24 protein-coding genes and 3 tRNA genes are annotated in these 26,275 nt (G+C 41.4%); 13 read left to right on the top strand and 14 right to left on the bottom strand.

All coding sequences use genetic code 11. The annotated features are described in order from the left end of the window. Positions 1-48: 48 nt before the first annotated feature. The 5 genes from FTT74_RS03160 to carA all read right to left on the bottom strand — a co-directional run bounded on the left by FTT74_RS03160 (position 49) and on the right by carA (position 6,093). Positions 49-687 (bottom strand): CatB-related O-acetyltransferase, encoded by a 639-nt coding sequence (locus FTT74_RS03160; protein ID WP_096901002.1) that lies wholly within the window; start codon positions 685-687, stop codon positions 49-51. Positions 688-822: 135 nt separating this feature from the next. Continuing rightward, positions 823-1,035: a hypothetical protein gene (locus tag FTT74_RS03165; protein WP_004972171.1), complete on the bottom strand. Its 213-nt coding sequence runs from the start codon at positions 1,033-1,035 to the stop codon at positions 823-825. Positions 1,036-1,148: 113 nt separating this feature from the next. Then, on the bottom strand, positions 1,149-1,625 hold the full coding sequence (greA, locus tag FTT74_RS03170) for a transcription elongation factor GreA (protein WP_004972169.1): 477 nt from the start codon (positions 1,623-1,625) through the stop codon (positions 1,149-1,151). 82 nt (positions 1,626-1,707) lie between these two features. Further along, positions 1,708-4,938 carry a carbamoyl-phosphate synthase large subunit gene (gene carB, locus FTT74_RS03175; protein ID WP_004972166.1) on the bottom strand — a complete coding sequence of 1,077 codons (3,231 nt, stop codon included), beginning with the start codon at positions 4,936-4,938 and terminating at the stop codon, positions 1,708-1,710. Between the two features lie 15 nt (positions 4,939-4,953). Continuing rightward, entirely contained in the window at positions 4,954-6,093 is a 1,140-nt protein-coding gene (gene carA, locus FTT74_RS03180) for a glutamine-hydrolyzing carbamoyl-phosphate synthase small subunit (protein ID WP_154320968.1), read from the bottom strand. A 323-nt stretch (positions 6,094-6,416) separates the two neighbouring features. Here carA and FTT74_RS03185 point away from each other — a divergent pair, with 323 nt between their 5' ends. Next, positions 6,417-6,899: a hypothetical protein gene (locus tag FTT74_RS03185; protein WP_167845852.1), complete on the top strand. Its 483-nt coding sequence runs from the start codon at positions 6,417-6,419 to the stop codon at positions 6,897-6,899. 125 nt (positions 6,900-7,024) lie between these two features. Here FTT74_RS03185 and FTT74_RS03190 read toward each other — a convergent pair whose 3' ends face one another. Both FTT74_RS03190 and yhbY read right to left on the bottom strand, forming a co-directional pair. Continuing rightward, entirely contained in the window at positions 7,025-7,564 is a 540-nt protein-coding gene (locus tag FTT74_RS03190; protein ID WP_179988552.1) for a DOMON-like domain-containing protein, read from the bottom strand. Between the two features lie 6 nt (positions 7,565-7,570). Further along, positions 7,571-7,894 carry a ribosome assembly RNA-binding protein YhbY gene (gene yhbY / locus FTT74_RS03195; RefSeq protein ID WP_004972158.1) on the bottom strand — a complete coding sequence of 108 codons (324 nt, stop codon included), beginning with the start codon at positions 7,892-7,894 and terminating at the stop codon, positions 7,571-7,573. A gap of 297 nt (positions 7,895-8,191) precedes the next feature. Between yhbY and rlmE the strand changes: the two genes are divergently transcribed. The 4 genes from rlmE to FTT74_RS03215 all read left to right on the top strand — a co-directional run bounded on the left by rlmE (position 8,192) and on the right by FTT74_RS03215 (position 12,303). Beyond that, positions 8,192-8,842: a 23S rRNA (uridine(2552)-2'-O)-methyltransferase RlmE gene (gene rlmE, locus FTT74_RS03200; RefSeq protein WP_004972157.1), complete on the top strand. Its 651-nt coding sequence runs from the start codon at positions 8,192-8,194 to the stop codon at positions 8,840-8,842. 136 nt (positions 8,843-8,978) lie between these two features. Next, positions 8,979-10,868 carry an ATP-dependent zinc metalloprotease FtsH gene (gene ftsH / locus FTT74_RS03205; RefSeq protein ID WP_004972155.1) on the top strand — a complete coding sequence of 630 codons (1,890 nt, stop codon included), beginning with the start codon at positions 8,979-8,981 and terminating at the stop codon, positions 10,866-10,868. Between the two features lie 174 nt (positions 10,869-11,042). Further along, positions 11,043-11,897 carry a dihydropteroate synthase gene (gene folP / locus FTT74_RS03210; RefSeq protein ID WP_207973931.1) on the top strand — a complete coding sequence of 285 codons (855 nt, stop codon included), beginning with the start codon at positions 11,043-11,045 and terminating at the stop codon, positions 11,895-11,897. 91 nt (positions 11,898-11,988) lie between these two features. Further along, the gene (locus tag FTT74_RS03215; protein WP_131260668.1) at positions 11,989-12,303 is read left to right on the top strand and encodes a DUF5713 family protein; all 315 of its coding nucleotides are present in this window, start codon (positions 11,989-11,991) and stop codon (positions 12,301-12,303) included. Between the two features lie 25 nt (positions 12,304-12,328). On the opposite strand, the gene FTT74_RS03220 is transcribed toward FTT74_RS03215, so the two are convergent. Together FTT74_RS03220 and FTT74_RS03225 are read right to left on the bottom strand one after the other, a co-directional pair. Next, complete coding sequence (locus FTT74_RS03220; protein ID WP_167845853.1) at positions 12,329-12,754, bottom strand: hypothetical protein; 426 nt, start codon at positions 12,752-12,754, stop codon at positions 12,329-12,331. Between the two features lie 120 nt (positions 12,755-12,874). After that, positions 12,875-12,960: transfer RNA gene (locus FTT74_RS03225), tRNA-Leu, on the bottom strand. Positions 12,961-13,169: 209 nt separating this feature from the next. Here FTT74_RS03225 and FTT74_RS03230 point away from each other — a divergent pair. Then, positions 13,170-14,942, top strand: coding sequence for an alkaline phosphatase (locus FTT74_RS03230; RefSeq protein ID WP_179988553.1), 1,773 nt, complete (start codon positions 13,170-13,172; stop codon positions 14,940-14,942). Between the two features lie 69 nt (positions 14,943-15,011). Here FTT74_RS03230 and FTT74_RS03235 read toward each other — a convergent pair whose 3' ends face one another. From FTT74_RS03235 to FTT74_RS03245, 3 genes are all read right to left on the bottom strand, one after another. Then, positions 15,012-15,743, bottom strand: a complete 732-nt coding sequence (locus FTT74_RS03235; RefSeq protein ID WP_179988554.1) for a hypothetical protein — start codon at positions 15,741-15,743, stop codon at positions 15,012-15,014. 109 nt (positions 15,744-15,852) lie between these two features. Then, positions 15,853-15,938: transfer RNA gene (locus FTT74_RS03240), tRNA-Leu, on the bottom strand. 15 nt (positions 15,939-15,953) lie between these two features. After that, positions 15,954-16,027 (bottom strand) — tRNA-Cys (locus tag FTT74_RS03245). Between the two features lie 152 nt (positions 16,028-16,179). Between FTT74_RS03245 and folD the strand changes: the two genes are divergently transcribed. Together folD and FTT74_RS03255 are read left to right on the top strand one after the other, a co-directional pair. Further along, complete coding sequence (gene folD / locus FTT74_RS03250; protein WP_004972142.1) at positions 16,180-17,028, top strand: bifunctional methylenetetrahydrofolate dehydrogenase/methenyltetrahydrofolate cyclohydrolase FolD; 849 nt, start codon at positions 16,180-16,182, stop codon at positions 17,026-17,028. A gap of 270 nt (positions 17,029-17,298) precedes the next feature. Then, positions 17,299-17,967, top strand: coding sequence for a methyltransferase (locus FTT74_RS03255; RefSeq protein WP_004972140.1), 669 nt, complete (start codon positions 17,299-17,301; stop codon positions 17,965-17,967). 39 nt (positions 17,968-18,006) lie between these two features. Here the strand turns inward: FTT74_RS03255 and FTT74_RS03260 are convergent, their stop codons facing one another. Together FTT74_RS03260 and FTT74_RS03265 are read right to left on the bottom strand one after the other, a co-directional pair. Beyond that, entirely contained in the window at positions 18,007-18,441 is a 435-nt protein-coding gene (locus tag FTT74_RS03260; RefSeq protein ID WP_131260784.1) for a hypothetical protein, read from the bottom strand. 293 nt (positions 18,442-18,734) lie between these two features. Further along, positions 18,735-20,564: a phosphoenolpyruvate carboxykinase (GTP) gene (locus FTT74_RS03265; RefSeq protein WP_004972137.1), complete on the bottom strand. Its 1,830-nt coding sequence runs from the start codon at positions 20,562-20,564 to the stop codon at positions 18,735-18,737. Positions 20,565-20,981: 417 nt separating this feature from the next. Here FTT74_RS03265 and FTT74_RS03270 point away from each other — a divergent pair, with 417 nt between their 5' ends. From FTT74_RS03270 to FTT74_RS03290, 5 genes are all read left to right on the top strand, one after another. Then, positions 20,982-21,920 (top strand): diacylglycerol kinase family protein, encoded by a 939-nt coding sequence (locus FTT74_RS03270; RefSeq protein ID WP_179988555.1) that lies wholly within the window; start codon positions 20,982-20,984, stop codon positions 21,918-21,920. Beyond that, a complete protein-coding gene (locus FTT74_RS03275) occupies positions 21,901-22,674 on the top strand; it encodes a metallophosphoesterase (RefSeq protein ID WP_131260664.1) in 774 nt (257 codons plus the stop codon). The genes FTT74_RS03270 and FTT74_RS03275 overlap by 20 nt, the downstream gene beginning before the upstream one ends. A 185-nt stretch (positions 22,675-22,859) precedes the next feature. Continuing rightward, positions 22,860-23,150 (top strand): co-chaperone GroES, encoded by a 291-nt coding sequence (groES, locus tag FTT74_RS03280; RefSeq protein WP_004972131.1) that lies wholly within the window; start codon positions 22,860-22,862, stop codon positions 23,148-23,150. A gap of 59 nt (positions 23,151-23,209) precedes the next feature. Further along, positions 23,210-24,844, top strand: coding sequence for a chaperonin GroEL (gene groL / locus FTT74_RS03285; RefSeq protein ID WP_154320958.1), 1,635 nt, complete (start codon positions 23,210-23,212; stop codon positions 24,842-24,844). A gap of 263 nt (positions 24,845-25,107) precedes the next feature. Further along, complete coding sequence (locus tag FTT74_RS03290; protein WP_179988556.1) at positions 25,108-26,259, top strand: LuxR C-terminal-related transcriptional regulator; 1,152 nt, start codon at positions 25,108-25,110, stop codon at positions 26,257-26,259. The last annotated feature ends 16 nt before the right edge of the window (positions 26,260-26,275 follow it).

Raw genomic sequence — 26,275 nt, forward strand, 5'->3', positions numbered from 1 at the left:
TAATTTAGCATGAAATTATGAAGCTGTGCTTTCAATTCAACTAAAGTTTTAGTCATTTTTTGTTTGCGTGTTTGTCAAAAAATCGATCAGTTGATTGACATCATTACTCTGCAATTGTTCGCGGATTTTCAGTAAATATTTTTCATCAAAATCATACAGTTTTAGCGCCAAAAGTTGAGCAATCTCTGTTTCACTAAAGCGGTATTTAATTACTTTGGCAGGCACACCTGCCACAATAGCGTAAGGCGGTACATCTTGCGTAACCACTGCACCTGTCGCCACAATTGCACCTTCGCCTAGTTCAACACCTTGCATAATCATGGCGCGACTGCCAATCCAGCAGCCATCGCCAATTGTGGTATCACCTGCCGCAACAAAACTGCGAGTATCAAACGGAAAAGCCGAAACCCAGTCACTGCGATGCAATTGATTGCCACCCATCATAATCACGCATTCCGCACCAAAACAGACAAAATTGCCAATATGTAATTGATCAATTGGCTTGTCTGCTGTTGCAGGTTTGTCATGTAAATAACGCACCACACAACGTTCAAAACCCTGATCCCAATAGGCTGAATAATAAGAGTAATTGCCTTTGATGTGGATGTTGGGGTTTTTCACAGTTTTGGAGATGAACTCAAATTCGCACCAGTGTTTAACAGGGGAATTAATCAGCGTTTCGGACATGGTTTTTTCGTGTGGAGAGATGAGGGGATTATATCTGAAATTTTGAACCTCTCCCTAGCCCTTTCCTAGAAGGAGAGGGAATGTTCAAAATATTAGTTGACCACTACACTTTAGTGATTTGAAAGCTTAAAGTATCTATCTTAAAAAATTCCACAAATACATAAAAACATTTTTAACACTGTTTGGAAATAAGAATCCCCAAATAGCAAAAAAGAGTGATGATGCCAATACGATACTGACAGGACTGGTTTGTGTATTGATAAAGAGTCCCCAGACTGGAATTAAAATCAGTCCTAACACAGCCCCAGAAAGCGCATAAACAAATGCATGAATGATGCGATTTTCCATCTTATTTTCCTCTATTTTTATCGCAGTATAATCTATAAGCTCGGCTGTATGATTTATAGGCAATAAAAAACCCCTCAAAGAGGGGCATCGCGTGTAGTCATCTTTATTAAAACTTAAAGATATTCTACATTTACAATTTCATATTCCACTTCGCCTTGCGGAGTGACAATTTTGGCTTCATCGCCTTCATTTTTGCCCAACAAACCGCGTGCAATAGGCGAATTCACTGAAATTTTATTGATTTTAAAATCAGCTTCATCATCACCTACAATTTTGTAGGTTTTTTGCTCTTCGGTGTCTAGGTTTTCAATGGTCACAGTCACACCAAAAACCACACGTCCGTTTTGTTCCAATTCTTTAACATCAATTACTTGGCAAGCGCCTAATTTACCTTCGATATCTTGGATACGACCTTCGCAGAAACCTTGCTGTTCACGTGCGGCATGGTATTCAGCATTTTCTTTTAAATCGCCATGTTCACGCGCTTCTGCAATCGCTGCAGTAATACGTGGACGTTCAACCGATTTAAGTTGTTGTAATTCTTGCTCTAAAGCGTGTTTACCTTCAGGCGTCATAGGATAACGTTGCATGTTGTCCCTCTTTAAAAATATTGAAGTCTATAAATGAAAAAAGCCCGCCACCCGAAAGGTGACGGGACTTTATTGAAATGTATTAACCTACAGTAAGATCTTGCAGGCGATATACATCCATTGGTAATTTAATCGCTAAGGCTTGGCATACAGCATCTGCGCCATTCAAGGTCGTGGTGTAATACACTTTACCTTGCAATGCAGAACGACGGATTGAGAATGAATCCTGCTGAGCTTGTTTGCCTTCAGAAGTATTGATGATGAGGTGAATCTCACCATTTTTCAAGCGGTCTACAATGTGTGGGCGACCTTCAGTCACTTTATTCACACGTTCACACTCAATACCTGCATCGGTGATGACTTTATGCGTACCACCCGTTGCAACAAGTTTGAAGCCAAAATCAGCCAATTGTTTTGCAATACGCGCCACATGCGGTTTATCTGACTCACGTACAGATAAGAATGCATGTTTTACTTCGCCTTCAGTTGGGATTCCTGGTAAGCGATCATTCGAGCCTAACACAGCTTTATAGAATGCTTCACCAAAAGTTTTGCCCACACCCATCACTTCACCTGTAGATTTCATCTCAGGCCCAAGCACAGGGTCTACACCAGGGAACTTGTTGAATGGGAACACAGCTTCTTTCACAGAGAAGTGTTGCGGAATAATTTCTTTAGTAAAGCCTTGTGCTTCTAAAGATTGACCTGCCATACAACGTGCTGCAACTTTAGCCAATGATTCGCCAATACACTTAGAAACGAACGGAACAGTACGTGATGCACGTGGGTTCACTTCTAAGATATAAACGTCATTGCCTTTCACTGCAAACTGTACGTTCATTAGACCAATAACGCCCAACTCTTTTGCCATTGCAACAGTTTGACGACGCATTTCGTCCTGTACTTCATCTGACAATGAATAAGGTGGAATTGAACATGCTGAGTCGCCAGAGTGAATACCTGCTTGTTCGATGTGCTGCATAATACCGCCAATCACCACATCTTTACCGTCAGATACGCAGTCTACGTCAACTTCAATCGCATCATCCAAGAAACGGTCTAACAGTACAGGTGCATCGTTAGATGCTTGAACTGCATCACGCAAGTAGCGTTTCAATTCTTCTTCGTTATACACGATTTCCATTGCACGACCACCCAATACATAAGATGGACGAACAACGAGCGGGTAACCCACTTTCGCTGCTTCTGCGATACCTTCTTCAGCAGATTTTACAATGCTGTTGTTAGGCTGACGCAATTGCAGACGTTGAATCATTTGCTGGAAACGCTCACGGTCTTCTGCACGGTCAATTGCATCTGGTGATGTACCAATAATTGGCGCACCTGCCTCTTCTAAAGCGCGTGCCAATTTCAATGGAGTTTGACCACCGTACTGTACGATAATGCCTTTTGGCTTTTCAGTACGTACGATTTCAAGTACATCTTCCAAAGTAATTGGTTCAAAGTACAAACGGTCTGAAGTGTCGTAATCGGTAGATACTGTTTCAGGGTTACAGTTCACCATGATGGTCTCAAAACCATCTTCACGCATTGCAAGCGCAGCGTGTACACAGCAGTAATCGAATTCGATACCTTGACCAATACGGTTTGGACCACCGCCAATCACCATGATCTTGTCTTTCGCTGAAGGATTTGATTCACACTCTTCATCGTAAGTTGAATACATATATGCTGTGTCAGATTCAAACTCTGCAGCACAGGTATCCACACGTTTGTAAACTGGGGTTACGCCCAAGTTCCAACGGTGTTTACGGAATTGCTTTTGTGAAATTCCCATCAAGTTCGCAATACGCAAGTCAGATAAACCTTTACGTTTGAACGAACGGATGTTGTCAGCGTTTAGATCGCCAAAACCTAAAGTTTTGATTTCATTTTCAGTGTTAACGATGTCTTGAATTTGAATTAAGAACCAACGGTCAATTTTGGTCGCTTCAAAAACTTCGTCCAAGCTAAAGCCGTGACGGAATGCGTCTGCCACGTACCAAATACGCTCAGGACCTGGAACTTTCAATTCAACTAAAATCTTGTCGCGTGCGCCTTCAGCACCCACTTCAATTTGTTCGTCAAAACCACAAGCGCCAGTTTCTAAACCACGAAGGGCTTTGTTTACAGATTCTTGGAAGTTACGACCAATCGCCATGACTTCACCTACAGATTTCATCTGCGTGGTTAAAGTCGCGTCTGCTTGAGGGAACTTTTCAAAGTTGAAACGTGGAACTTTAGTGACAACGTAGTCAATTGATGGTTCAAATGCCGCAGGAGTGGTACCGCCTGTGATGTCATTTTTCAGTTCATCAAGGGTATAACCCACAGCCAATTTCGCTGCAACTTTTGCAATTGGGAAACCAGTGGCTTTAGATGCAAGTGCAGATGAACGAGATACACGTGGATTCATCTCAATCACAACCATACGACCAGTATTCGGGCAAATACCGAACTGAACGTTAGAACCACCTGTTTCTACACCAATTTCACGCAGTACTGCTAAAGATGCATTACGCATCAATTGGTATTCTTTGTCCGTCAAAGTTTGCGCAGGAGCAACGGTGATTGAGTCACCAGTGTGCACGCCCATTGGGTCAAAGTTTTCGATTGAACATACGATGATACAGTTGTCGTTTTTATCACGTACAACTTCCATCTCATATTCTTTCCAACCAATAAGTGATTCATCAATCAATAATTGTTTGGTTGGAGAAAGATCGAAACCGCGTTCACAGATTTCAAGGAATTCTTCTTTGTTATATGCGATACCGCCACCAGAACCACCCATGGTGAATGATGGACGAATAATCACAGGGAAGCCAAAGCGAGATTGAATCTCAAGTGCTTCTTCCATAGATTCAGCAATTGCTGCTTTTGGACACTCAAGACCAATTTTGCGCATTGCTTCATCAAACAATTTACGGTCTTCGGCTTTTTCAATCGCGTCTTTGGTTGCACCAATTAATTCAACATTGTATTTGGCTAAAATACCGTTGGCATCTAATGCAAGCGCACAGTTCAATGCAGTTTGACCACCCATGGTCGGAAGTACTGCATCTGGACGTTCTTTTTCAATGATTGCTGCAACAGTCTGCCAAGTGATTGGCTCGATATAAGTTGCATCTGCCATTGCAGGGTCAGTCATGATGGTCGCAGGGTTCGAGTTTACCAAAATAACGCGGTAACCTTCTTCACGCAGCGCTTTACATGCTTGAGCACCAGAATAGTCAAACTCACAAGCCTGACCAATAACAATAGGACCAGCACCAATAATTAAGATGCTTTTAATATCCGTACGTTTAGGCATTATTTCGCTCCTTAATTACTTCTTAGCGGCTTCAATAAGTTCGATGAAATGATCGAACAAGAGTGCGCAGTCATGTGGACCTGAACTTGCTTCTGGGTGACCTTGGAAGCTAAATGCAGGCTTGTCTGTACGATGAATACCTTGGTTTGTGCCATCGAACAATGAACGATGCGTTGAACATACATTGCTTGGTAAGGTGCTTTCATCTACCGCGAAGCCGTGGTTCTGAGAAGTAATCATCACTGTACCAGTTTCTAAGTTCTGTACAGGATGGTTTGCGCCGTGGTGACCGTGCGGCATTTTCATTGTTTTTGCACCTGATGCAAGTGCAAGAATTTGGTGACCTAAACAGATACCAAATACAGGAGTATTCGTGGTTTCTACAATTGTTTTTACAGCTTCAATTGCGTAGTCACATGCAGCAGGATCGCCAGGGCCATTTGACAAGAAAATGCCATCTGGGTTTAACGCAAGGACTTTTTCAGCAGGGGTTTGTGCAGGAACAACGGTTAATTTGCAACCGCGGTCTGCGAGCATACGCAGGATGTTGGTTTTGACACCGTAATCGTATGCAACCACATGATATTTAAGTTCAGGTTGAGTAAAGCCTTTGCCAAGTTCCCATGAACCTTCAGTCCATTCAAAACCTTCAGGGTCGCAGCATACTTTTGCAAGATCTAAGCCGTTTAAGCCGCCAAATGCACGTGCTTTTGCAATTGCTTCTTCTTCAGTGATATTTTCACCAGCAAGAATACAACCGTTTTGCGCACCTTTGGAACGTAAAATACGGGTCAATTTACGGGTATCAATATCGGCAATTGCAACAACATTGTGTTGTTGTAAGTATTCGCCTAAAGATTGAGTAGAACGGAAGTTACTGTGTAATAAAGGCAAATCACGGATAATTAAACCGTTTGCCCATACTTTATGAATTCGACCTGACTCAACATCTTCATCATTGCAACCAGTGTTCCCAATATGTGGGTAAGTTAAAGTCACAAGTTGTTGTGCATAACTCGGGTCGGTCAAAATTTCTTGATAGCCAGTCATGGCAGTGTTAAAAACGACTTCACCAGTCGTGCTTCCCGTTGCACCGATAGACGTACCTTTAAAGATTGTACCGTCGGCGAGGGCTAAAATGGCGGGGGTGCTCAAACCAAAGCTCCTGAACTAAAACCACAAAAATAGGGCTGTAAAAAAGCGAGTAGACGAAAAAAAAGGAAGGTCAATATTTAAACCTACCCTCCTATGTCTGCTCGCTTGAACTTAACATTGCATTATACGCATGAACTCGCCAAAAGTCCATTGTGAATCTAACGAATATGTAAGATAAAAGACTTGCTTTTTTTGCTAGGTTTATGTTTTAGCGTGTAGTCCAAATGTAAGCAATCTACGATTGTTAGACAATCCAAAACCCATTTGAGTCTAAATTGCCTTATGCTTAATTTATAAACAACAACGACCTTGGGTAAAAGCGAATGACTGAACAAGATAAATCAGCCACTGAACCACAAAACAGTGCAATCAAAGCAGTAAGTGAAGGCGCTGAAAGGCTTGAAAAAGTAACGCATGATGCCAAAGAGCAGGTGCTTGATGTGGTTGCAGAAACGCAAGAAAAACTTCAAGCCGAAGCAAAACAACTCAATGCCAGCGTGCAAGAGCAATTGGGTCAGTTAAAGCAAGATGTGTTGCAAAAAATTGAAGCTTTAAAAGCACAATTTGGTAGTTCACCTAAAGATTTAGGCGAATTAAAAGACTTTGTAAAAACTGAATTTAGCGCAATTATTGAAGATCTTTCTAAACTTGGTAAAGAGTTGAAAGAAGATGTCAGCAGCATTTCAGTAAAACACAAAGATCAATTGGCTGAAACTTTTAAGCGTTCTAAAGAGCACACACTAGAAGCGTGGAAAAAAGTAAATCCATCAAAAACTGAAACTAATGATGAAACTGATCAAGCATAATCCAGTTTAATCTGTTGCTGATTCAGCCATAAAAAAAAGTGAGGTCATGCGCCTCACTTTTTTATTTAAATTTCTTGCTCAAACCAAAAACTAGTTGTTTCAATCTAAACTACTATTAATCACAGTTAGAACTGATGTAGCCAATCGCGCTTATTGTGAAAATCGGCGGCAGGGCTGCTGTGTTGCATGGCATAAAATTGCTCGCCTTGACTGGTTTTGAGCACAGCCGTCAGCCCAATAAACAAATCTGTCCATTTCAGTTTATGTTTCAGCATAAATTCGGTTAAATCCAAACTGACATTTAAACCGTAATGCGTACGTTTTAGCTGATTCAACTCAATATCATAAGCGGCCACAGGTGGCATTTGCTCAGGATAACGATATTCTTCAAAGGCATAGGCTTGCCAAGCTTGAGAAGAGGAGAGATTGATTTCACGATAAAAATCTTCGCCCTGAACGCCAATGAAAATTTCAAAGCAGGTCTGTTCCCACAAAAAGTCCTGACGCGGATGTGAAGCCACCAATGCAGGCCATTCGACCCATTGATTCGGATCACGCAGCCAATAACCTACATTTAAGCTAAACGGACTTTGTTGTTCAATTGCACCGACCAAAGAAATCGCTTGAAACTGACGATCAAAGGCGCTGAGTTCGTAACTTGCCATATAAGCTTAGTTAGACAAATGAGCGTGACGAACTAAATTTGACAACTTGGCATTTTGTTTTGCTGCTTTTTTATAAAGCAAAGCAATTTTACCAATTGTTTGTACCACTTCAGAACCTGTTGCTGCAGCAATTTCAGTAATTACAGCTGCACGTACTTCACGGTCTTCACCACCAATTTTAACTTTAATCAATTCGTGATCGTTTAAAGCACGGTTGGTTTCTTCAATTACATTTTCAGTCAAACCTTGACCGCCAACCATCACTACAGGGTTAAGTGCATGACCAATTTGACGTAAACGCTTGCGTTCCTGAATAGAGAGAGCCGCCATAAAGATAACCTAATTTTAAAAACGGCTTAGTATAACAAAAGCCAATTTGAAACGCTGTAAATTCTATGCAAATAATCCGCGAACATGCAGCAGTGCAAAAATATCAAAATCGAACATTTGCTTAGGTTTATCCATCTGTGATGAGAGAGGTTTTTTATGCCACAGTACAGAAATAAGCGATGGATTTAATAGAAAAAACTTGTTAGTTATTGGCATTTAGATACAGATGTCTACTGCAAGCTTGCTAATTTTCACGTACAATCGCAATTTAGATGGCTATTCGTTACTAAGAGAGTTATGGCAACACGCATTACCAACCAAAAGTTATCCAAAAGTAGTCGTGCGTGGATGAGAGAGCACCTAGATGATCCCTTTGTGAAAAGAGCGCAAAAAGAAGGGTATCGTGCACGTGCTGCATACAAACTACTTGAGATTCAAGAAAAATATAAACTGATCAAACCGGGCATGACGGTGGTGGACTTAGGTGCAGCACCGGGTAGTTGGTCGCAAATCGCAGGGAAACTTGTCGGCGACAAAGGTTTGGTGATCGCTTCCGATATTTTGGAAATGGACGCACTACCAGATGTGACCTTTTTACAAGGTGACTTCCGCGAAGAAGAAGTTTTCGAAAAATTGTTAAATATTTTAAACGGACGCACGGTAGACGTTGTAATTTCCGATATGGCCCCCAATACATCAGGTAATAAAGCTGTAGATCAACCGCGTCAAATTTACTTATGTGAGTTGGCTCTCGATTTTGCCAATCGCGTATTGGGACCTAATGGTCAGTTTGTGGTCAAAGTGTTCCAAGGTTCGGGATTTGACGAATTTCGTAAACAGGTCGTGGACAGTTTTGATGTGTTAAAGACAGCAAAACCCGCTGCTTCACGCGCGCGTTCCAAAGAAGTATTCCTTATTGGACAAGGACGTAAAAAAGCGTCTAAATAAAGTTTACTTGCCAAGCCGTTAAAAATTGTGCATTTTGTACGTTTTTAATGAATTGTCTAGCTGATCTTCAGCTTTTTGAATGAAAGGTCACCCAGTAACGGGCATGATCAAATTAGATTGATATGGGAATAAAGCTTTGAGCGATCTCTTCAAGAATGCCGTATTGTGGCTGATTATACTTGGTGTGCTGATTCTAATTTTCAGCAACATCAATAACAGTGAAAAGCCAACTGCAATGAACTATTCAGAGTTCGTTACAGCGGTGAATGCTGGTCAAATTAAGCAAGTCACAATTGATGGCGAAAGAATTAGTGGCGAAAAAGTCAACGGCTCGTCCTTTGAAAGCATTCGTCCAGCAGTTCAAGACCCTGAACTGATGCCGAATCTGATTAAAAACAACGTTGTTGTTGAAGGTACTGCACCTCAACGTCAAGGTTTGTTAATGCAACTATTGATCGCAAGTTTCCCTGTACTTTTAATCATTTTGTTATTCATGTTCTTTATGCGCAACATGGGTGGCGGTGCAGGTGGTAAAAACGGCCCGATGAGCTTTGGTAAATCTAAAGCCAAAATGTTGTCTGAAGACCAAATTAAAGTCACATTTGCCGATGTTGCAGGTTGTGACGAAGCAAAACAAGAAGTGGTTGAAATTGTAGATTTCTTAAAAGACCCTGCTAAATTCAAGCGTTTAGGTGCAACTATTCCTAAAGGTGTGTTGATGGTGGGTCCACCGGGTACAGGTAAAACCTTATTGGCCAAAGCCATTGCTGGCGAAGCCAAAGTGCCATTCTTTAGCATTTCTGGTTCTGACTTCGTTGAAATGTTCGTGGGTGTGGGTGCTTCTCGTGTCCGTGATATGTTCGAGCAAGCTAAACGTCATGCACCGTGTATCATCTTTATTGATGAGATTGATGCGGTAGGTCGTCACCGTGGTTCAGGTACAGGTGGTGGTCACGATGAACGTGAGCAAACACTTAACCAAATGCTTGTTGAAATGGATGGTTTTGAAGGCAATGAAGGCATTATTGTTATCGCTGCGACAAACCGTGCCGATGTACTGGATAAAGCTTTATTGCGTCCAGGTCGTTTTGACCGTCAAGTCATGGTTGGCTTGCCAGACATTAAAGGTCGTGAGCAAATTCTGAATGTTCACTTGAAAAAACTGCCTTCAGTTACAGGTGTAGATGTCAAAGTCTTGGCACGTGGTACACCAGGCTTCTCTGGTGCGCAATTGGCAAACCTTGTGAATGAAGCTGCATTGTTTGCTGCCCGTCGTAATAAAAATACGGTGGATATGCACGACTTTGAAGATGCTAAAGATAAGTTGTATATGGGCCCTGAACGTAAGTCGATGGTGCTGCGTGAAGAAGAACGTCGTGCAACGGCTTATCATGAAGCAGGTCATGCGATTGTTGCTGAAATGCTGCCAGGTACAGACCCTGTGCATAAAGTAACGATTATGCCACGTGGCTGGGCATTGGGTGTGACATGGCAATTGCCTGAACATGACCAAACTAGCCATTATAAAGACAAAATGCTGAACGACTTGTCTATCTTGTTTGGTGGTCGTATTGCAGAAGAAGTCTTTATTAATCAAATGTCGACAGGTGCATCGAATGACTTTGAGCGTGCGACTAAATTAGCACGTGCGATGGTGACCAAATACGGTATGTCTGACAAGTTGGGCGTAATGGTCTATGAAGACGATACACAACAATCATTCATGGGTAGTTTAGGCAGCCGTACCATTTCTGAAGCCACCCAGCAACAAGTGGATGCTGAAGTTCGTCGTATTATTGATGAGCAATATAAAGTTGCCCGCGATATTTTGGAAAATAACCAAGACATTGCCCACGCAATGGTAAAAGCATTGTTGGAATGGGAAACCATTGATCGTGACCAAATCCGTGACATTATGGAAGGTCGTGAGCCACAGCCACCGAAGGTGTATATTGCAGACAATCCTGTGATTGATGTAACACCAACCGATGGTCCAAGCACACCGCCACCATTACCAGCGAGCTAATCAGTTCACATAATGTTAAAAAGAGTCTTTGTATAAAGGCTCTTTTTTTATTCGTGTGGTTTATGCGCCGTTGCAACAGGAATATTGGTAATGTTGAAGCGCACTGAAAAGAATTCAACATCTTCAAAATTACCCTTGTTAAAATAAGCTTTTCAAATTGAAAGGAAGACCAGCATGCAGCTGATGCCATTACCCAAGCGCGTATTGCAATGTGGACGTTTGCGTTTAGATTTATCTCAGCCGCATGTGATGGGAATTCTAAATGTGACACCAGACTCGTTTAGTGATGGTGGGCGACATAATGAAAAAGATGCTGCTGTGGCGCGTGCTTTGGAAATGATGGCAGAAGGTGCAACCGTGATTGATATTGGCGGCGAATCAACACGTCCAGGAGCTAGTCCTGTGAGTGTAGAAGAAGAAATTCGTCGTGTGGTTCCTGTGGTAGAAGCCTTATCTGCTTATGATGTGGTACTTTCGATTGATACGTCACAGCCCGAAGTGATTCGTGCTGCCGTAGCTGCAGGGGCGCATATCTGGAATGATGTACGTGCGCTGACCCGCCCCAATGCGTTGCACACAGCCGCTGAGTTAAATATTCCCGTGATTATTATGCACATGCGTGGTGAACCGACTACCATGAACAATTTAGATCAATATGATGATGTCACAGCAGATGTGATTGCAGAATTGCAGCAACGTGTCGCTGATGCTTTGGCGGAAGGGGTCAAGCCTGAAAATATCATGATTGATCCGGGTTTTGGTTTTGCTAAAAATGCACAACAGAACTTGAAATTGTTAAATGAGTTGTATCAACTGAATGGTATGGGGTATCCAATTTTATCGGCATTGTCTCGTAAACGCTTTATTGGTGAAGCTTTGGGTGGGGCAGAGCCAACACAGCGTGCAGTTGGTTCTGTAGCGGCACATTTACTCAGTATTCAGCAAGGTGCTTGTATGGTGCGTGCGCATGATGTTAAGGCTATGTCTGATGCCATTAAAGTCTGGCAAGCAATGCTGTTAGCAAATTAATCGCTGTTTATAGATTTGGGGCGAAGCTAGAATTAAAGCTCTGCTTATGCTATATAGGCACGCTTGAATCTCTGTATTTTTGAGTGCCTGTATGTTTGCAGATTTACTTCTCCCGATGTTTGATGATGAGTTTTATCCTGATATTTTAGTTGCTGAGTTAAAACAACTGATTCAACAGTTTGCAAAACACGTGTCTAAATCCAATTTATCTGAAACGGATATTTATCATTTTGCAGATCAGACCGTGCAAGCCATTAATAAAATGAAACCACAATTTGAAGATCTGGATTCAGATTTGGACGATACCGCAGCAGATTATATTGCTGAGGCGATGATGATGGTGCTGCAAGATCAAGGCTATTTCGAGATTGAAATGGAAGAGTTGATTGCAACGAGAGAGTGGTGATAGGTCACTCTCTTTCAGCTTTAATTTATGGGTGATTCAATAAATCATCTAAAACATCATCCAAATGGCAACTTTGCTGTGTATGTAGTTCTGCAATTTCTCGAACATTCAACGTATATAGCCCATTATGTTCATTCGGCTGTGCAATTAAATTGACCCAAAACTTTGTATTTTGTTGCAGCAAAGTTTTGAGTTGCTTTTCTTCTTCAGGATTTTGGAAATTTAATAAATATAAATTGTTGCCTAAGCTGCAACGACGTAATTGTAATTCTTGATTTTTATATTGCAATGTTCCTGCAAAAACATCATAAAATTCTGCATCAGTTTCAATTGGGTTTACGGATTCGGTTGCTGACTCAAGGCTGGGATTTTGTGCATGGCTTGCAAAACTGAGCAAGCAGCATAAACAGATCACCCATTTGAAAGAGAAGATAAAGCGTTGTAGAGACATTTCAAATCATCGGCACATAAGTGTTATCGTTTTCAATATTATATTTTTTAGGCATAAAAAAAACCAGCTTAATGCTGGAGTTCTTTATTTGCACCATTTGAATGATTTGATTCATTAAAATGGTGCCCGAGGCCAGACTCGAACTGGCACGCTTTGAGGGCGGGGGATTTTAAATCCCCTGTGTCTACCGATTTCACCACTCGGGCATGTGCGCAATAATAGAGGACGAAATAAATCTTGGCAAGTAAATTTATTTACAATTGCTTTCTTTTCAATCAATTCAACTTATTAGCTTGAAAAAAGTTCGGTTTGCAGTATATTTCTGCTGTTTGTCATCAATATTTCATGAATTTGAGATCAAAGCGAAATCATAAATTTCTATGTTGAGCGCTCAAGAAAAATAAAAGGAATATTCATGAACATTCGCTTAACTCGCCGAGAGCTGATTCAAAAAAGTTTGGCTGGTTTTGGGGCGTTGTCATTGCCAGTCGCATTAACTGCATGTGGTGATGACAATGAAAATACAGCAGAAAATGCATTAAAGGTGCAGTTTTTGCATGGTGTCGCCAGTGGTGATCCGCTGCATGATCGTATCATTTTATGGACACGTGTAACGCCAAGTGACATGGCAGCATGCATTGAAGTGGTTTGGGAAATTGCCAGCGATGAGGCGTTTAAGCAATTGGTAAATACTGGCAAAGTACAAACCAGCGCAGCGCAAGATTTTACTGTTAAAGTGGACGCAGATCGTTTACAGGCAGGGACTAAATATTATTACCGTTTCCGCTTTGGTAATACGGTTTCTGCTATAGGACAGACCAAAACCTTGCCACAACGCAGCGATCAAGTGAAATTTGCGGTCTGTTCTTGCTCGAACTATCCCGCAGGTTATTTTCATGTGTATAAAGAAATTGCACAGGAAAACAATCTGGATGTGATTATTCACTTGGGTGATTATATTTATGAATATGGACAAGGTGGCTACGCGACTGACGATGCAAAACAGTTAGGACGTACCTTTGCTGCAGACAATGATAAAGAAATTATCAAGTTAGATGATTATCGTAAACGTTATGCTTTATATCGTACCGATGCTGATTTGCAGACTGCTCACCAACGCCATCCATTTATTGTCATTTGGGATGACCATGAACTCAGTAATGATACTTGGGAAGCGGGTGCAGATAATCATCAAGAAGGTGAAGGCAGCTTTATAGAACGTAAAATTGCCGCATTACAGGCTTATTTCGAGTGGATGCCAATTCGTCCAGTTGCAGAAAATGATCATTTGAATATTTATCGCCAGTTTGATTTTGGTGGTTTGGTGAATTTGATGATGCTGGATACGCGTATTTTGGCGCGTCATAAGCAATTAGATTATGCTAACTATATGACGGCAGAAGGTATTGATGCTGCTAAATTTCAGGCAGATTTATTTAGTGATCAACGCACATTGATGGGTGGAGTTCAACGAGAATGGTTGCAAAAGCAGTTGGGGCAGTCTAAGGCTACTTGGAATGTTTTGGCTCAACAAGTGTTGATGGCGAAAATACTGATTCCACAAGAACTGTTATTGCCTTTAGCGAAAATCACCAATGGTGATCAGCAACCTGAAACACTTGCACAAATGAAGCAGAAAATTACAGAATTGGTCACGCTGAAATTGCGTTTAAAAGCGAATGATCCAACTTTGACAGCAGTAGATAAGGCACGTTTGTATGCGGTTGCACCTTATAACCTCGATGCTTGGGATGGTTATGCCTACGAGCGAGAAGTTGTGTATGGGACATTGCAGCAACTTGGGAAAAAAGCAGTGGTGTTGGCAGGTGATACTCACAATGCTTGGGCTGCAACCTTGCATACACATGAAACAAATCATAAGGTTGGGTTGGAATTCGCGACCAGCTCGGTATCATCGCCCGGAATTGAATATTACTTAAATGTGCCTGCAGACGAAATGGCAGCGTTGGAATATGCCTTTCAAGAACTGATTGATGAACTGGATTATTGCAACTTAAATCAACGTGGTTATTTAACGGTGACTTTTGATCGTGCGCAAGTGGTTGCAGATTGGAAGTTTATAGATACGGTTAAGGCACGTGAATACAAACTCGATGATACGCGTGGTCATCAACAGAAGTATGGTGTAGACTTAAAACCAATCATTGATGTCGCTAAAACTGCTTAAAATTGGTGTGATATTTACAGAAAACCGAGTCTAAGTTGCTCGGTTTTTTTGATGATTAAGCGGAGGTTTTTAATCGAGTTTATCTTGAATATAACTGTCTAAATCTATGTATTTAATGCTTTTACATAAATTGTGTTCAACCTGCATCAGTTGTTGATGTAACTGAATTGCATGTTGATATTGCTGATTCAATTGGGCAAAACGAGGGCTATTTTTATTGGAAAAATACATCCGATATTGAATTTTAGCAGCTTGACGATATGACCAATACGCAGCACGGCGAAATTGCGTTAAGCAATATTTTTGTTCAAGGCTTATGTGGTCACGGAACATATTCTCTTTATAGAAACGTACAAAACCAAAACTGATGCAGAAAAAGAATAAAATCCCTTGCAGAATTGCACTCTGAAAATAGGCGAAATTTACCGCTTGTAGCAGAATCAATACTGCTATTTTTATGGTGGCATGTTGCTGTAGTTGATACCACGATGCCGAACTGTGTTTAATTTGATACAACACATAAGGTAGAAGCAGCATAAAACCTAACATGATGGCTAAAATCGCCAATGCCTTGGCTTGAAAGGCATCGTACTGCGTTACAAAGTTTTGAATCCCGTGCGCCAGACTGATTGAAATAGGAATAAAAATCAGGCAGGCCAAGACCCATGGAATCATTTCTTTCCAATCATCCAGCATGCCTTTGCTTTGAATAAAACCATAAAACAAAATATTTCTTTTAAATGCAGCAGGGTATTGTTGTTGCAATTGCTGCAAATCAAGAAGCGCTTGTTTAGGGTTCATAGAGGCATCATTGAATATTGAATAAAGAGGGGAAAACCTAAAATTTAGGCATAAAAAAACCAGCTTAATGCTGGGTTCTTTATTTGCACCATTTTAATCTATTTTAAAATGGTGCCCGAGGCCAGACTCGAACTGGCACGCTTTGAGGGCGGGGGATTTTAAATCCCCTGTGTCTACCGATTTCACCACTCGGGCATAGTTTTACAAGATTGGAGGCGGAGGTCGGAATCGAACCGGCGTCCACGGAGTTGCAGTCCGCTGCATGACCACTCTGCCACCCCGCCGCGTCTTGTGATGCGTATATTAGCAAGCTCTGAAAAAAAAACAATACTATTAAATGAGCAGATGCACATTAATTCGACATATAGAATAAAATAGTCTAAATAATCATGTATTATTTGCAAAATTGATTCATATCAACATTTGGAGATGTGCCGTGGCATTAATTTTAGACGGTCGTGCATTGGCAAAACAAATTGAAGCTGATCTGTTAACACGTGTAGAAGCGTTAAAAGCAAAATCAGGTCGTACCCCAATTCTAGCGACTATTTTGGTCGGTGATGACGGTGCATCTGCAACTTATGTACGCATGAAGGGCAATGCTTGCCGTCGTGTGGGCATGGATTCTTTAAAAGTAGAATTGCCAACAGAAACCACCACAGAACAATTATTGGCAGAAATTGAAAAATTGAATGCCAATCCTGATGTGCATGGTATTTTGTTGCAACACCCAGTTCCTGCGCAAATTGATGAGCGTGCTTGTTTTGATGCGATTTCACTTGCAAAAGACGTAGATGGTGTGACCTGTTTAGGTTATGGTCGTATGGCAATGGGCGAAGCTGCATATGGTTCTGCAACACCTGCAGGCATTATGACCATTCTTAAAGAAAAAAACATTGAAATTGCAGGCAAACATGCCGTTGTTGTGGGGCGTTCGGCAATTTTAGGTAAACCAATGGCTGCGATGCTTCTTGAAGCCAATGCAACAGTAACCATTTGCCATTCACGTACCCAAGATCTTGCAAGTTTTGTGAAACAAGCGGACATTATTGTTGGTGCGGTTGGTAAAGCTGAATTGATTCAAAAAGACTGGATCAAACCAGGCGCTGTGGTTGTTGATGCAGGCTTCCATCCACGTGATGGCGGTGGTGTTGGAGATATCCAATTGCAAGGCATTGAAGAGATTGCTTCTGCATATACGCCTGTACCAGGTGGCGTTGGCCCAATGACGATTACAACTTTGATTCGTCAAACGGTTGAAGCGGCTGAGAAAGCGTTAGGTTGATGAAGACCTCTCCCTAACCCTCTCTTGCGCTTCAATTTAAAAGCAGTGCTTTAAATTTTGCTCAGGAGAGGGGAAATTCATTGTGAAAATAATGGATGCTCCTTCTCTTGCGCCGTATACGGCTCAGGGAGAAGGCTGGGATGAGGGCTTAAAAATTCTCTCCCTAACTCTCCTAAAAAAGAGTGGGGAATTCATTGTAAAAATAATGAATGCCCCCTCTCCTTTAAAAAAGCAGAGGGAACTTTTTAAATTAGAACGAATAAAAATCCAATGAGCTGTACCTTTCAATTTCCTAAAGCCCCTGAACATCTTTTAGATGCTTTACATGATGTAATTCCAAATTGTGAATTACTGGCACAGCAATTGCCTGAAACGCCTATTTCACTTTGGCTTATTCCACCAGTATTTCCTACCGACAAGCTAGATGATGAAGTGATTCGTCGTATTTGGAATGATACGCCGTACTGGATTTTCTGTTGGGCTTCAGGACTTGCAATGGCGCAATGGTTATTGGCAGAACCGCAGCAAGTAAAAAATAAAGTCGTTTTAGACTTTGGTGCAGGTTCGGGCGTGGTGGCGATTGCTGCAAAAATGGCAGGTGCCAAACGGGTAATTTGTTGTGATATTGACCCCATTAGCCTTGCAGCCTGTCGAGCCAATGCTGAATTGAATGATGTGGTGCTTGAATATTTAGATGATCTATACAAAGCAGAACAAGTGGATGTATTGTTGGCTGCCGATGTACTTTATGATCAATGCAATCGCTTTTTTTTAGATGAGTTCTTAAAGTTCGCCCCAGAAGTTTGGGTGGCAGACAGCCGAGTGAAAAACTTTAGTCATCCACAATATATAAAAATAGATGAACGCAGCGCGACCACATGGCCAGATTTGGATGAAGCCAAAGAGTTCCGTAATGTGAGTTTTTATAAGACGCGATAACTCATCACGTCTTATAGGAAGCCAGTTTTGTGGCGCGAATTAATTGCAGCTATAACGCACAATGCGCAGTGTGCTTGGGCGAGCATCTAAGGCCTGACGTGTAGCATAGTTTTCACTGCTATGTAGCTCAGGTGTGTTCGATAAGCCAATAGAGGTGCGGCTTTGCCCAAGTTGGCGACCATACGGGTCTTGTTGGTTGGCTGCAGGATTCACCACTTCATTAATACTTAAAATCCGCAATTGATAAGTTTTATGCGCACCAAGTTCTTTTTGGCAGGCACGCTGTAATTTACTTTCATCGCGCTGTTGGTTTTGACGTCCTGCAAGAGTGTAGGCTAATACTGCGTTGCGATCAGTTTTGCTTTCGACTTTATAGCCAATAAAACTATTCTCGTTTTGCTCAGGCAAACTTTGACAAGCGGATAAACCTAACCCAAGTCCCGTCATAGCCAAAATAATCATTGTATTCTTCATGGTTTTATTCATGATCATGTCTCATGTTTTGATGTCATTTCATTCTTGTTTTAAGTATGCCATAGCTGAGTGGACAAAGCATGGCTTTGTTGGTGATGTGGTAGGCTGTCTATATTGGGGGTGATAAGTGTGTTTTGATGATGTCATGTTTTTACCTTGAATCTTCGTATTATTTAGTATTTACACATCAGCGGGGGATGTTGAAGCTGGAATGTTGATGTTTTTAGCAACTAAAATATTAGGGCAATAAAAAAGGTCACCGAAGTGACCTTTTCTTAGCAATCAGCGTTGAATTACGCAGATTTAACCGCTTCAAGTAAAGCAGCTTGACGTGCTTTCAATGCAGCAGGTAGGCGCTCACCAAGTTTGTTGAATAACTCAGTGTGGCTTTCTAACTCTTTGATCCATTGTTCTTTGTCTTGCGCTGTTACAGTTTCAAATTGCTCTTTAGAGAAATCTAAACCAGTCCAGTTCAATTGCTCATACGTTGGAACAAAACCAATTGGAGTTTCAACAGCTTCTGCACGACCTTCGCAACGATCAATGATCCACTCAAGTACACGCATGTTTTGACCAAAACCAGGCCATACGAAGTTGCCTTCTGCATCACGACGGAACCAGTTTACGTTGTAGATACCTGGTAATTTGTTGCCTGCAGCTTTTGCTTTTTCGCCAACTTTCTCACCCATTTCTAACCAGTGAGAGAAGTAGTCTGCCATGTTGTAACCAGCAAATGGAAGCATTGCAAATGGGTCGCGGCGTACAATACCTTGTTGACCAACGGCTGCTGCAGTAGTTTCAGAACCCATAGTTGCAGCTTTATATACGCCATCTACCCAGTCAAATGCTTCTGAAATTAGAGGCACTGTGTCTGCACGACGACCACCGAAGATGAACGCTGAAATTGGAACACCTGCTGGATTTTCCCAGTCAGCATCAATAGAAGGACATTGACCCGCTGCAACAGTGAAGCGCGCATTTGGATGAGCTGCTTTTTCTGCGCCAGTATGTGGTTGACCTTTCCAGTTGGTTAAGTTTGCAGGAACTTCTTTAGATAGACCTTCCCACCATACTTCGCCGTTGTCAGTCACAGCAACGTTGGTATAAATCACGTCTTTGTGCAGAGTTGCCATACAGTTCGGGTTAGTCTTGGTGTTTGTACCAGGAGCAACACCGAAGAAACCAGCTTCAGGGTTAATTGCATATAAGCGACCATCTTCACCTGGTTTGATCCAAGCAATATCGTCACCTACAGTTTCAATTTTCCAGCCTTCATAACCTGCAGGTGGAATTAACATCGCAAAGTTGGTTTTACCACATGCAGAAGGGAATGCTGCTGCGATGTAGTGTTTTTCGCCTTGTGGGTTGGTCACGCCTAAAATTAGCATGTGTTCTGCTAACCAGCCTTGTTCACGACCCATTGCAGAAGCAATACGAAGCGCTAAGCATTTTTTACCCAATAATGCGTTACCGCCGTAACCAGAACCATACGACCAGATTTCACGAGTTTCTGGATAATGTACGATGTATTTTTCTTTGTTACATGGCCAAGCAACGTCTTTCTCGCCTTCAGCCAATGGTGCGCCCACAGTGTGTACGCAAGGAACAAATTCGCCATCTGTGCCCAATACGTCATAAACAGCTTTACCCATACGAGCCATTTTAGACATGCTGACAGCAACATAAGGAGAGTCAGTTAATTCAATACCGATGTGCGCAATGTGGCTACCTAATGGGCCCATAGAGAATGGAACCACATACATGGTACGACCAGCCATTGAGCCGTCGAATAAACCGTTTAATTTAGCGCGCATTTCAGCTGGCGCTTCCCAGTTGTTTGTCGCACCAGCATCTTCTTTGTTTTCAGAGCAGATGTAAGTACGGTCTTCAACACGAGCAACGTCAGAAGGATCAGAATTTGCAAGGTACGAACCAGGGTGTTTTTCTTGGTTTAATGCTTGCATGGTGCCGTTAGCGATCATCAAGTCGATTAGACGTTGATATTCTTCTGCGCTACCGTCACACCATTCAATTTTTGCTGGTTTCGTTAACTTTGCAATTTCTTCAACCCATGCAATAAGCTTAGGGTGACGAACGAATTCTGGTGCGTTCACTTGGGTCATGGTGAGGCCTATCTTAAATGTGTACAAGTCGTGTACAAAGTACAATCTGAACGATGGGGTACATGGTTCAGATGAAATATGAAAAAAAAGTGGCTGTATTAAAGCACAAAAACATAAAAAAAATAAGACATAGGCTTGATTTAGCTTTATGTGAAAAATACCCATATAAATAATGAATAACATATATGAAACATGGGCTTACAACTTTTTTGTGTTCCATTTATCATTATTTAAAAAAATTATGGGCATTATTTATTTTAATTATTTTTAATTAAAACATGTACTTATATCTTAAATTTTATAAAGAATGATTATTGATTTAATGAATGGTCGTCATTCGATTTTTACATAAAGCTGCTTTTCATTCTGCATCAATTGGTTGAAATTAGAGCAAAAGCTTTAAAATGATTGAAGAAAATGTCGACAACATTACAGCCTTTATCTCTTATTTATAATCAAAAATCAGGATTTCATGCCACACAGCAAGAAGGTGTCTATGAAGAACTGTTGCATGTTTTGTCACAGCATGGTTTTGAAATCCAATTGTTTGAAATGGGTGAAATCGCCAATTTTGATCAACTGATGCAACAGGTGTTAGCACGGCATCAAGCAGCGCAGTTAAGCGGTGTTGTGGTTGCAGCGGGTGGAGATGGTACTTTAAATGCGGTTGCTGCAAAGTTAAAAGGGACATCTATCCCCATGGGTATTTTGCCTTTGGGCACGTTTAATTATGTGGCGCGCTTACTGAATATTCCGCTAGATTTAATTGAAGCAGCGCATGTCATCGCAACTGGCAGTACGCGTGCTGTGCATGTGGCACAAATCAATCAACACATCTATTTAAATAATGCCAGTTTGGGTTTATACCCTTTATTTATTCAAAAACGTGAGCGTTATAACCGTTATTTAGGACGCTTTCCTTTACATGCCTATACCTCGGCTTTAGATGTACTGCTGCGTGACCGTAAAGAATTAAAATTAGAAATAGAGGTCGATACAAAGCGCTATCCGCTGAAAACGCCGCTCATTTTCTTTGGGAATAATCAATTACAACTGTCTGAAATGAATTTACGTATTGCCAAAGCTGCTGCAGCAGGCAAAGTCGCAGGTGTTGCAGTGGCAAAGTCCGATAAATTGACTTTATTTAAAACTCTGTGGCAATTAATTCAGGGGAAGGCTGAGCAAGCCAATGATATGTACAGTTTTGCAGCAGAGCAGGTGGTCATTCATAGTAAACGCCAACAACTGACCGTGGCGCTTGATGGAGAAATTGTCAAAATGCGCCCACCACTGCGTATTTCTGTATTGAAAAATGCATTGAAGATTAAGGTGCCGCATGCTGCTGCATCTGTCTGATTTGCACTTTGGCACTGAAAATGTGGCTTGTATGCAGGCAGTACAACAACTGTGTGCAAGTATGCGACCGGAAGCGGTTGTGGTCAGTGGTGATTTAACCCAACGTGCACGCTATGCACAGTTTTATGCTTGTAAGCATTTTTTAGACAGTTTGAATTTACCGTATTTGGTTGTGCCAGGAAATCACGATATTCCGCTATATCATCTTTGGAATCGTTTTTTTAGTCCGTTTGCGCGGTATCAGTTGTTTTTTGGGCGTATGGAAACAATTTTGGAAACCGCCCATTTTTATGTGATAGGGGTGAACAGTATTCGGCGACGTTTTCATACTCGTGGGCATATTTCTTTGAATCAAATTCAGGAAATAGATACTTTGCTGCAAGCTGCGCCCACAAATAAGTTAAAAATTTTGGTGGCGCATCAACCATTTTATACACCACCAGATGATCGTCACGGTATTAAAGATTGCCCTGTGTTGGGACGAATTGCTTTAGAGCAGTGGAGCAAAAATGGTTTGTATGCCTTGCTGCATGGGCATTTACATCAACCAGCCGTGTATGACTTAAATCAAATTTATGCCTTAGGTGTAGCGCATCCTGTGCTGGATATTCATGCAGGTACTGCAATTTCGTATCGTTTGCATCAGGGCATACCCAATAGCTTAAATATATTGAGTAACCATGGGGATGTGCAGCATTACCTGTTCGATGCCGCACAAAAGCAATTTGTGTTGTGGCAACAAAATGCAGAATAAATCACCGATCTAGCCAACTTGTCTAAAAAAACAACAAAAATTGAAAAATTTTTAGCTTTTCCCCTTGAAGCGTTTTTTTCCATCCCCACAACTGTGTCATCTAAAATTTATTTTGATGATGACCAAAGGAATAATTAAGTCGTCATCAGGAATCTATACATTGACTTAGTCTAATGGAGTTATTTATGAGCAACATTCGTCCATTACATGACCGCGTAGTTATTCGTCGTGTTGAAGAAGAAACAAAAACAGCTGGCGGTATCTTGCTTCCAGGTTCTGCAGCAGAAAAACCAGCGCAAGGTGAAGTGATTGCAGTAGGTAATGGTCAAATTACAGACAATGGCGTACGCGCTTTAGACGTAAAAGTGGGCGACAAAGTCTTGTTTGGTACTTATGCAGGCACAACAGTTAAAGTAGACGGTGAAGAACTTCTAATTATGAAAGAGTCTGACATTTTAGCGGTACTTGAAGGCTAATTTCAGAACTCATATTCAAAGCAAATTTGAACATTATTTAAAAATATTTGGAGTTAGACATGTCAGCTAAAGACGTAAAATTTGGTGATTCAGCTCGCACAAAAATGATTGCAGGTGTAAACGTACTTGCAGACGCAGTTAAAGTAACTTTAGGCCCTAAAGGTCGTAACGTAGTGATTGACCGTTCTTTCGGTGCGCCGCACATCACTAAAGATGGTGTATCTGTTGCGAAAGAAATCACCTTGAAAGACAAGTTTGAGAACATGGGTGCTCAGCTTGTACGTGAAGTGTCTAGCAAAACCAATGATATCGCAGGTGACGGTACGACCACTGCAACAGTACTTGCACAAGCCATTTTAAATGAAGGCATCAAATCTGTAACTGCGGGCATGAACCCAATGGATTTGAAACGTGGTATCGACCTTGCTGTTAAGGCAGTCGTTGCAGACATTAAAGCAACGGCTAAACCAGCATCTGATACTAAAGCGATTGAGCAAGTGGGTTCGATCTCTGCAAACTCTGATGAAACAGTAGGTAAACTCATTGCACAAGCAATGGAACGCGTTGGTAAAGAAGGCGTAATCACTGTTGAAGAAGGTTCAGGCTTTGAAGACGCGCTTGACGTTGTAGAAGGTATGCAGTTTGACCGCGGTTATATCTCGCCATACTTCGCGAACAAACAAGATACTTTGACTGCAGAACTTGAAAATCCGTTCATTCTTCTAGTTGATAAAAAAATCAGCAACATTCGTGAACTGATTGCTGTCCTAGAAGCGGTTGCAAAAACAGGTAAGCCACTTCTAATCATTGCTGAAGATGTTGAAGGCGAAGCGCTGGCAACGCTTGTTGTGAACAACATGCGTGGCATCATCAAAGTATGTGCGGTGAAAGCGCCTGGTTTTGGTGATCGTCGTAAAGCAATGCTTCAAGATATTGCAATCTTGACAGGCGGTACGGTTATTTCTGAAGAAATTGGTATGTCTTTGGAGCAAACATCACTAGAGCATTTGGGTAGCGCGCACAAAGTTACAGTCTCTAAAGAAAACACCGTGATTGTGGATGGTGCTGGTGATGCAAATCAGATTTCTGAGCGTGTTCAGCAAATCCGTGCGCAAATCGAAGAATCTACTTCTGAATATGACAAAGAAAAACTTCAAGAACGTGTTGCTAAATTAGCAGGCGGTGTAGCAGTCATCAAAATTGGTGCTGCAACTGAAGTTGAAATGAAAGAGAAGAAAGACCGTGTGGATGATGCGCTTCACGCAACTCGCGCTGCGGTTGAAGAAGGTGTTGTTGCAGGTGGTGGTGTTGCACTGGTGCGTGCTGCATCTGCACTTGATGGTCTGACTGGTGCTAACGATGACCAAAACGTAGGTATCAACATTCTTCGTCGTGCAATCGAAGCTCCGCTTCGTCAAATCGTAGCCAATGCTGGTGATGAGCCATCTGTAGTAATCAATGCTGTGAAGAACGGTGAAGGTAACTATGGTTATAACGCTGCGACTGGTGAATATGGCGACATGTTGGAAATGGGTATTCTTGACCCTGCAAAAGTAACTCGTTCTGCACTTGAGCATGCAGCGTCTGTTGCTGGCCTGATGTTAACAACAGAATGTATGATTACTGAAATTCCAGAAGACAAGCCAGCAATGCCAGATATGGGTGGCATGGGTGGTATGGGCGGCATGATGTAATTATCAGCGGACCCAAACTTCAAAAACCTCGTATCGTCAGATACGGGGTTTTTTTATGGCGTGGTTTTTATAATTCAGAGTTTGCACGCATGAAAAAGCAAAACTGCCTAGCCATTTTCCATTTATTTATTTATTAAATGCGTGATATGTATTTAAACTGCTTTTTTTTGTGAATAAAACCCACTATGCTACTTGGAATAATAAGAAAAACAAATGATTAAATAAGTGTAATGCAGGCTGGAGTAGGCATAAAGGGGATAAAAATGGATAACCGAGAACACGAAATTATAGGCAGTATTTATGATGCCGCTGTAGATGTGAATTTATGGCCGCAAGTAATTGAAAAAATTGTTCAATATACAGACAGTAAAACCGCCATTTTTACTGCCTTAGATCAATTTAGCCCAAGTTACGATTTTTTATTTAGTCACAATATTTCAGATGAAGCTTTGCATGCCTATCGTGATGAGCGGATTCGCGTGATTGACATGCAGTTACACCGAGTATTGTGGGAAAATTTAGGTGTGGGGCAAGTAGCGAGCTCGGATTTATCGCATTATGGGGAAAACCCTGAAAGTGATGAATATATCTTTTATGAACGGTGTTTGAATCCGACGGGAATTAGTTATATCTCGGCTGTTTTGCTCGATCAGGGTTCACATCGTTGGGCAGTTTTAGGATTACATCGTGCGCCAGATGTAGCGCCGTATCAACAAAAAGAGTTGGATTTTTTAAAGCATTTGGGTGTGCATTTGCGCCGTGCCTTACAAATCCATCGTCAATTTAGTTTGGTTAAACAAGAAAATTTAAGTTTGTATAGTGTGCTCGATCATTTAAAAACAGGTGTAATTTTGCTTGATCATCAGCTGAGTTTGATTTATTCAAACCCTTTAGCTCAAAGCATGCTGGAACACGATTCATGTTTAGATTTGGACTTGTATAATCGTTTAAAAACCCATGCTTATGATCAAAGTCGTTTAGATCAATTATTACATTCAGCGTTGTTGGGACAGTCGGCATTAAACGCAGATGTAGGCGGTGTATTGTCTTTGTCAGATGCGAAAGGACAACAATTAATGCTGACTATCGTACCTTGTTCTAAATTAAAAAATATGCAGCATCAAAATGCAAGACAACATCAAATTGCGGTATTTCTGACCGATATGCATCAGCACTATGCCTTGTCACAAGCCTATTTGCAGCAAGCTTATCAATTGTCTAAACGCGAGTTTGAGCTGTGTGAGTTGTTGTTGAATGGTTATAAGTTAGAAGAAATTGTGGAACATTGCGGGATTACCCTCAGTTCCGTGCGCACTTATTTTAAAAATATTTATGAAAAAACCCAATGCAACTCGCAAATTGAACTTATGCATTTATTAATGGGTTGTACCATTCATTTTGAGCATATTGGTTAAAGCTGCCTAAGTTTGG

This window comes from Acinetobacter sp. YH01007 (genome assembly GCF_013420425.1).
In the GTDB taxonomy this organism is placed as follows: Bacteria; Pseudomonadota; Gammaproteobacteria; order Pseudomonadales; family Moraxellaceae; genus Acinetobacter; species Acinetobacter towneri.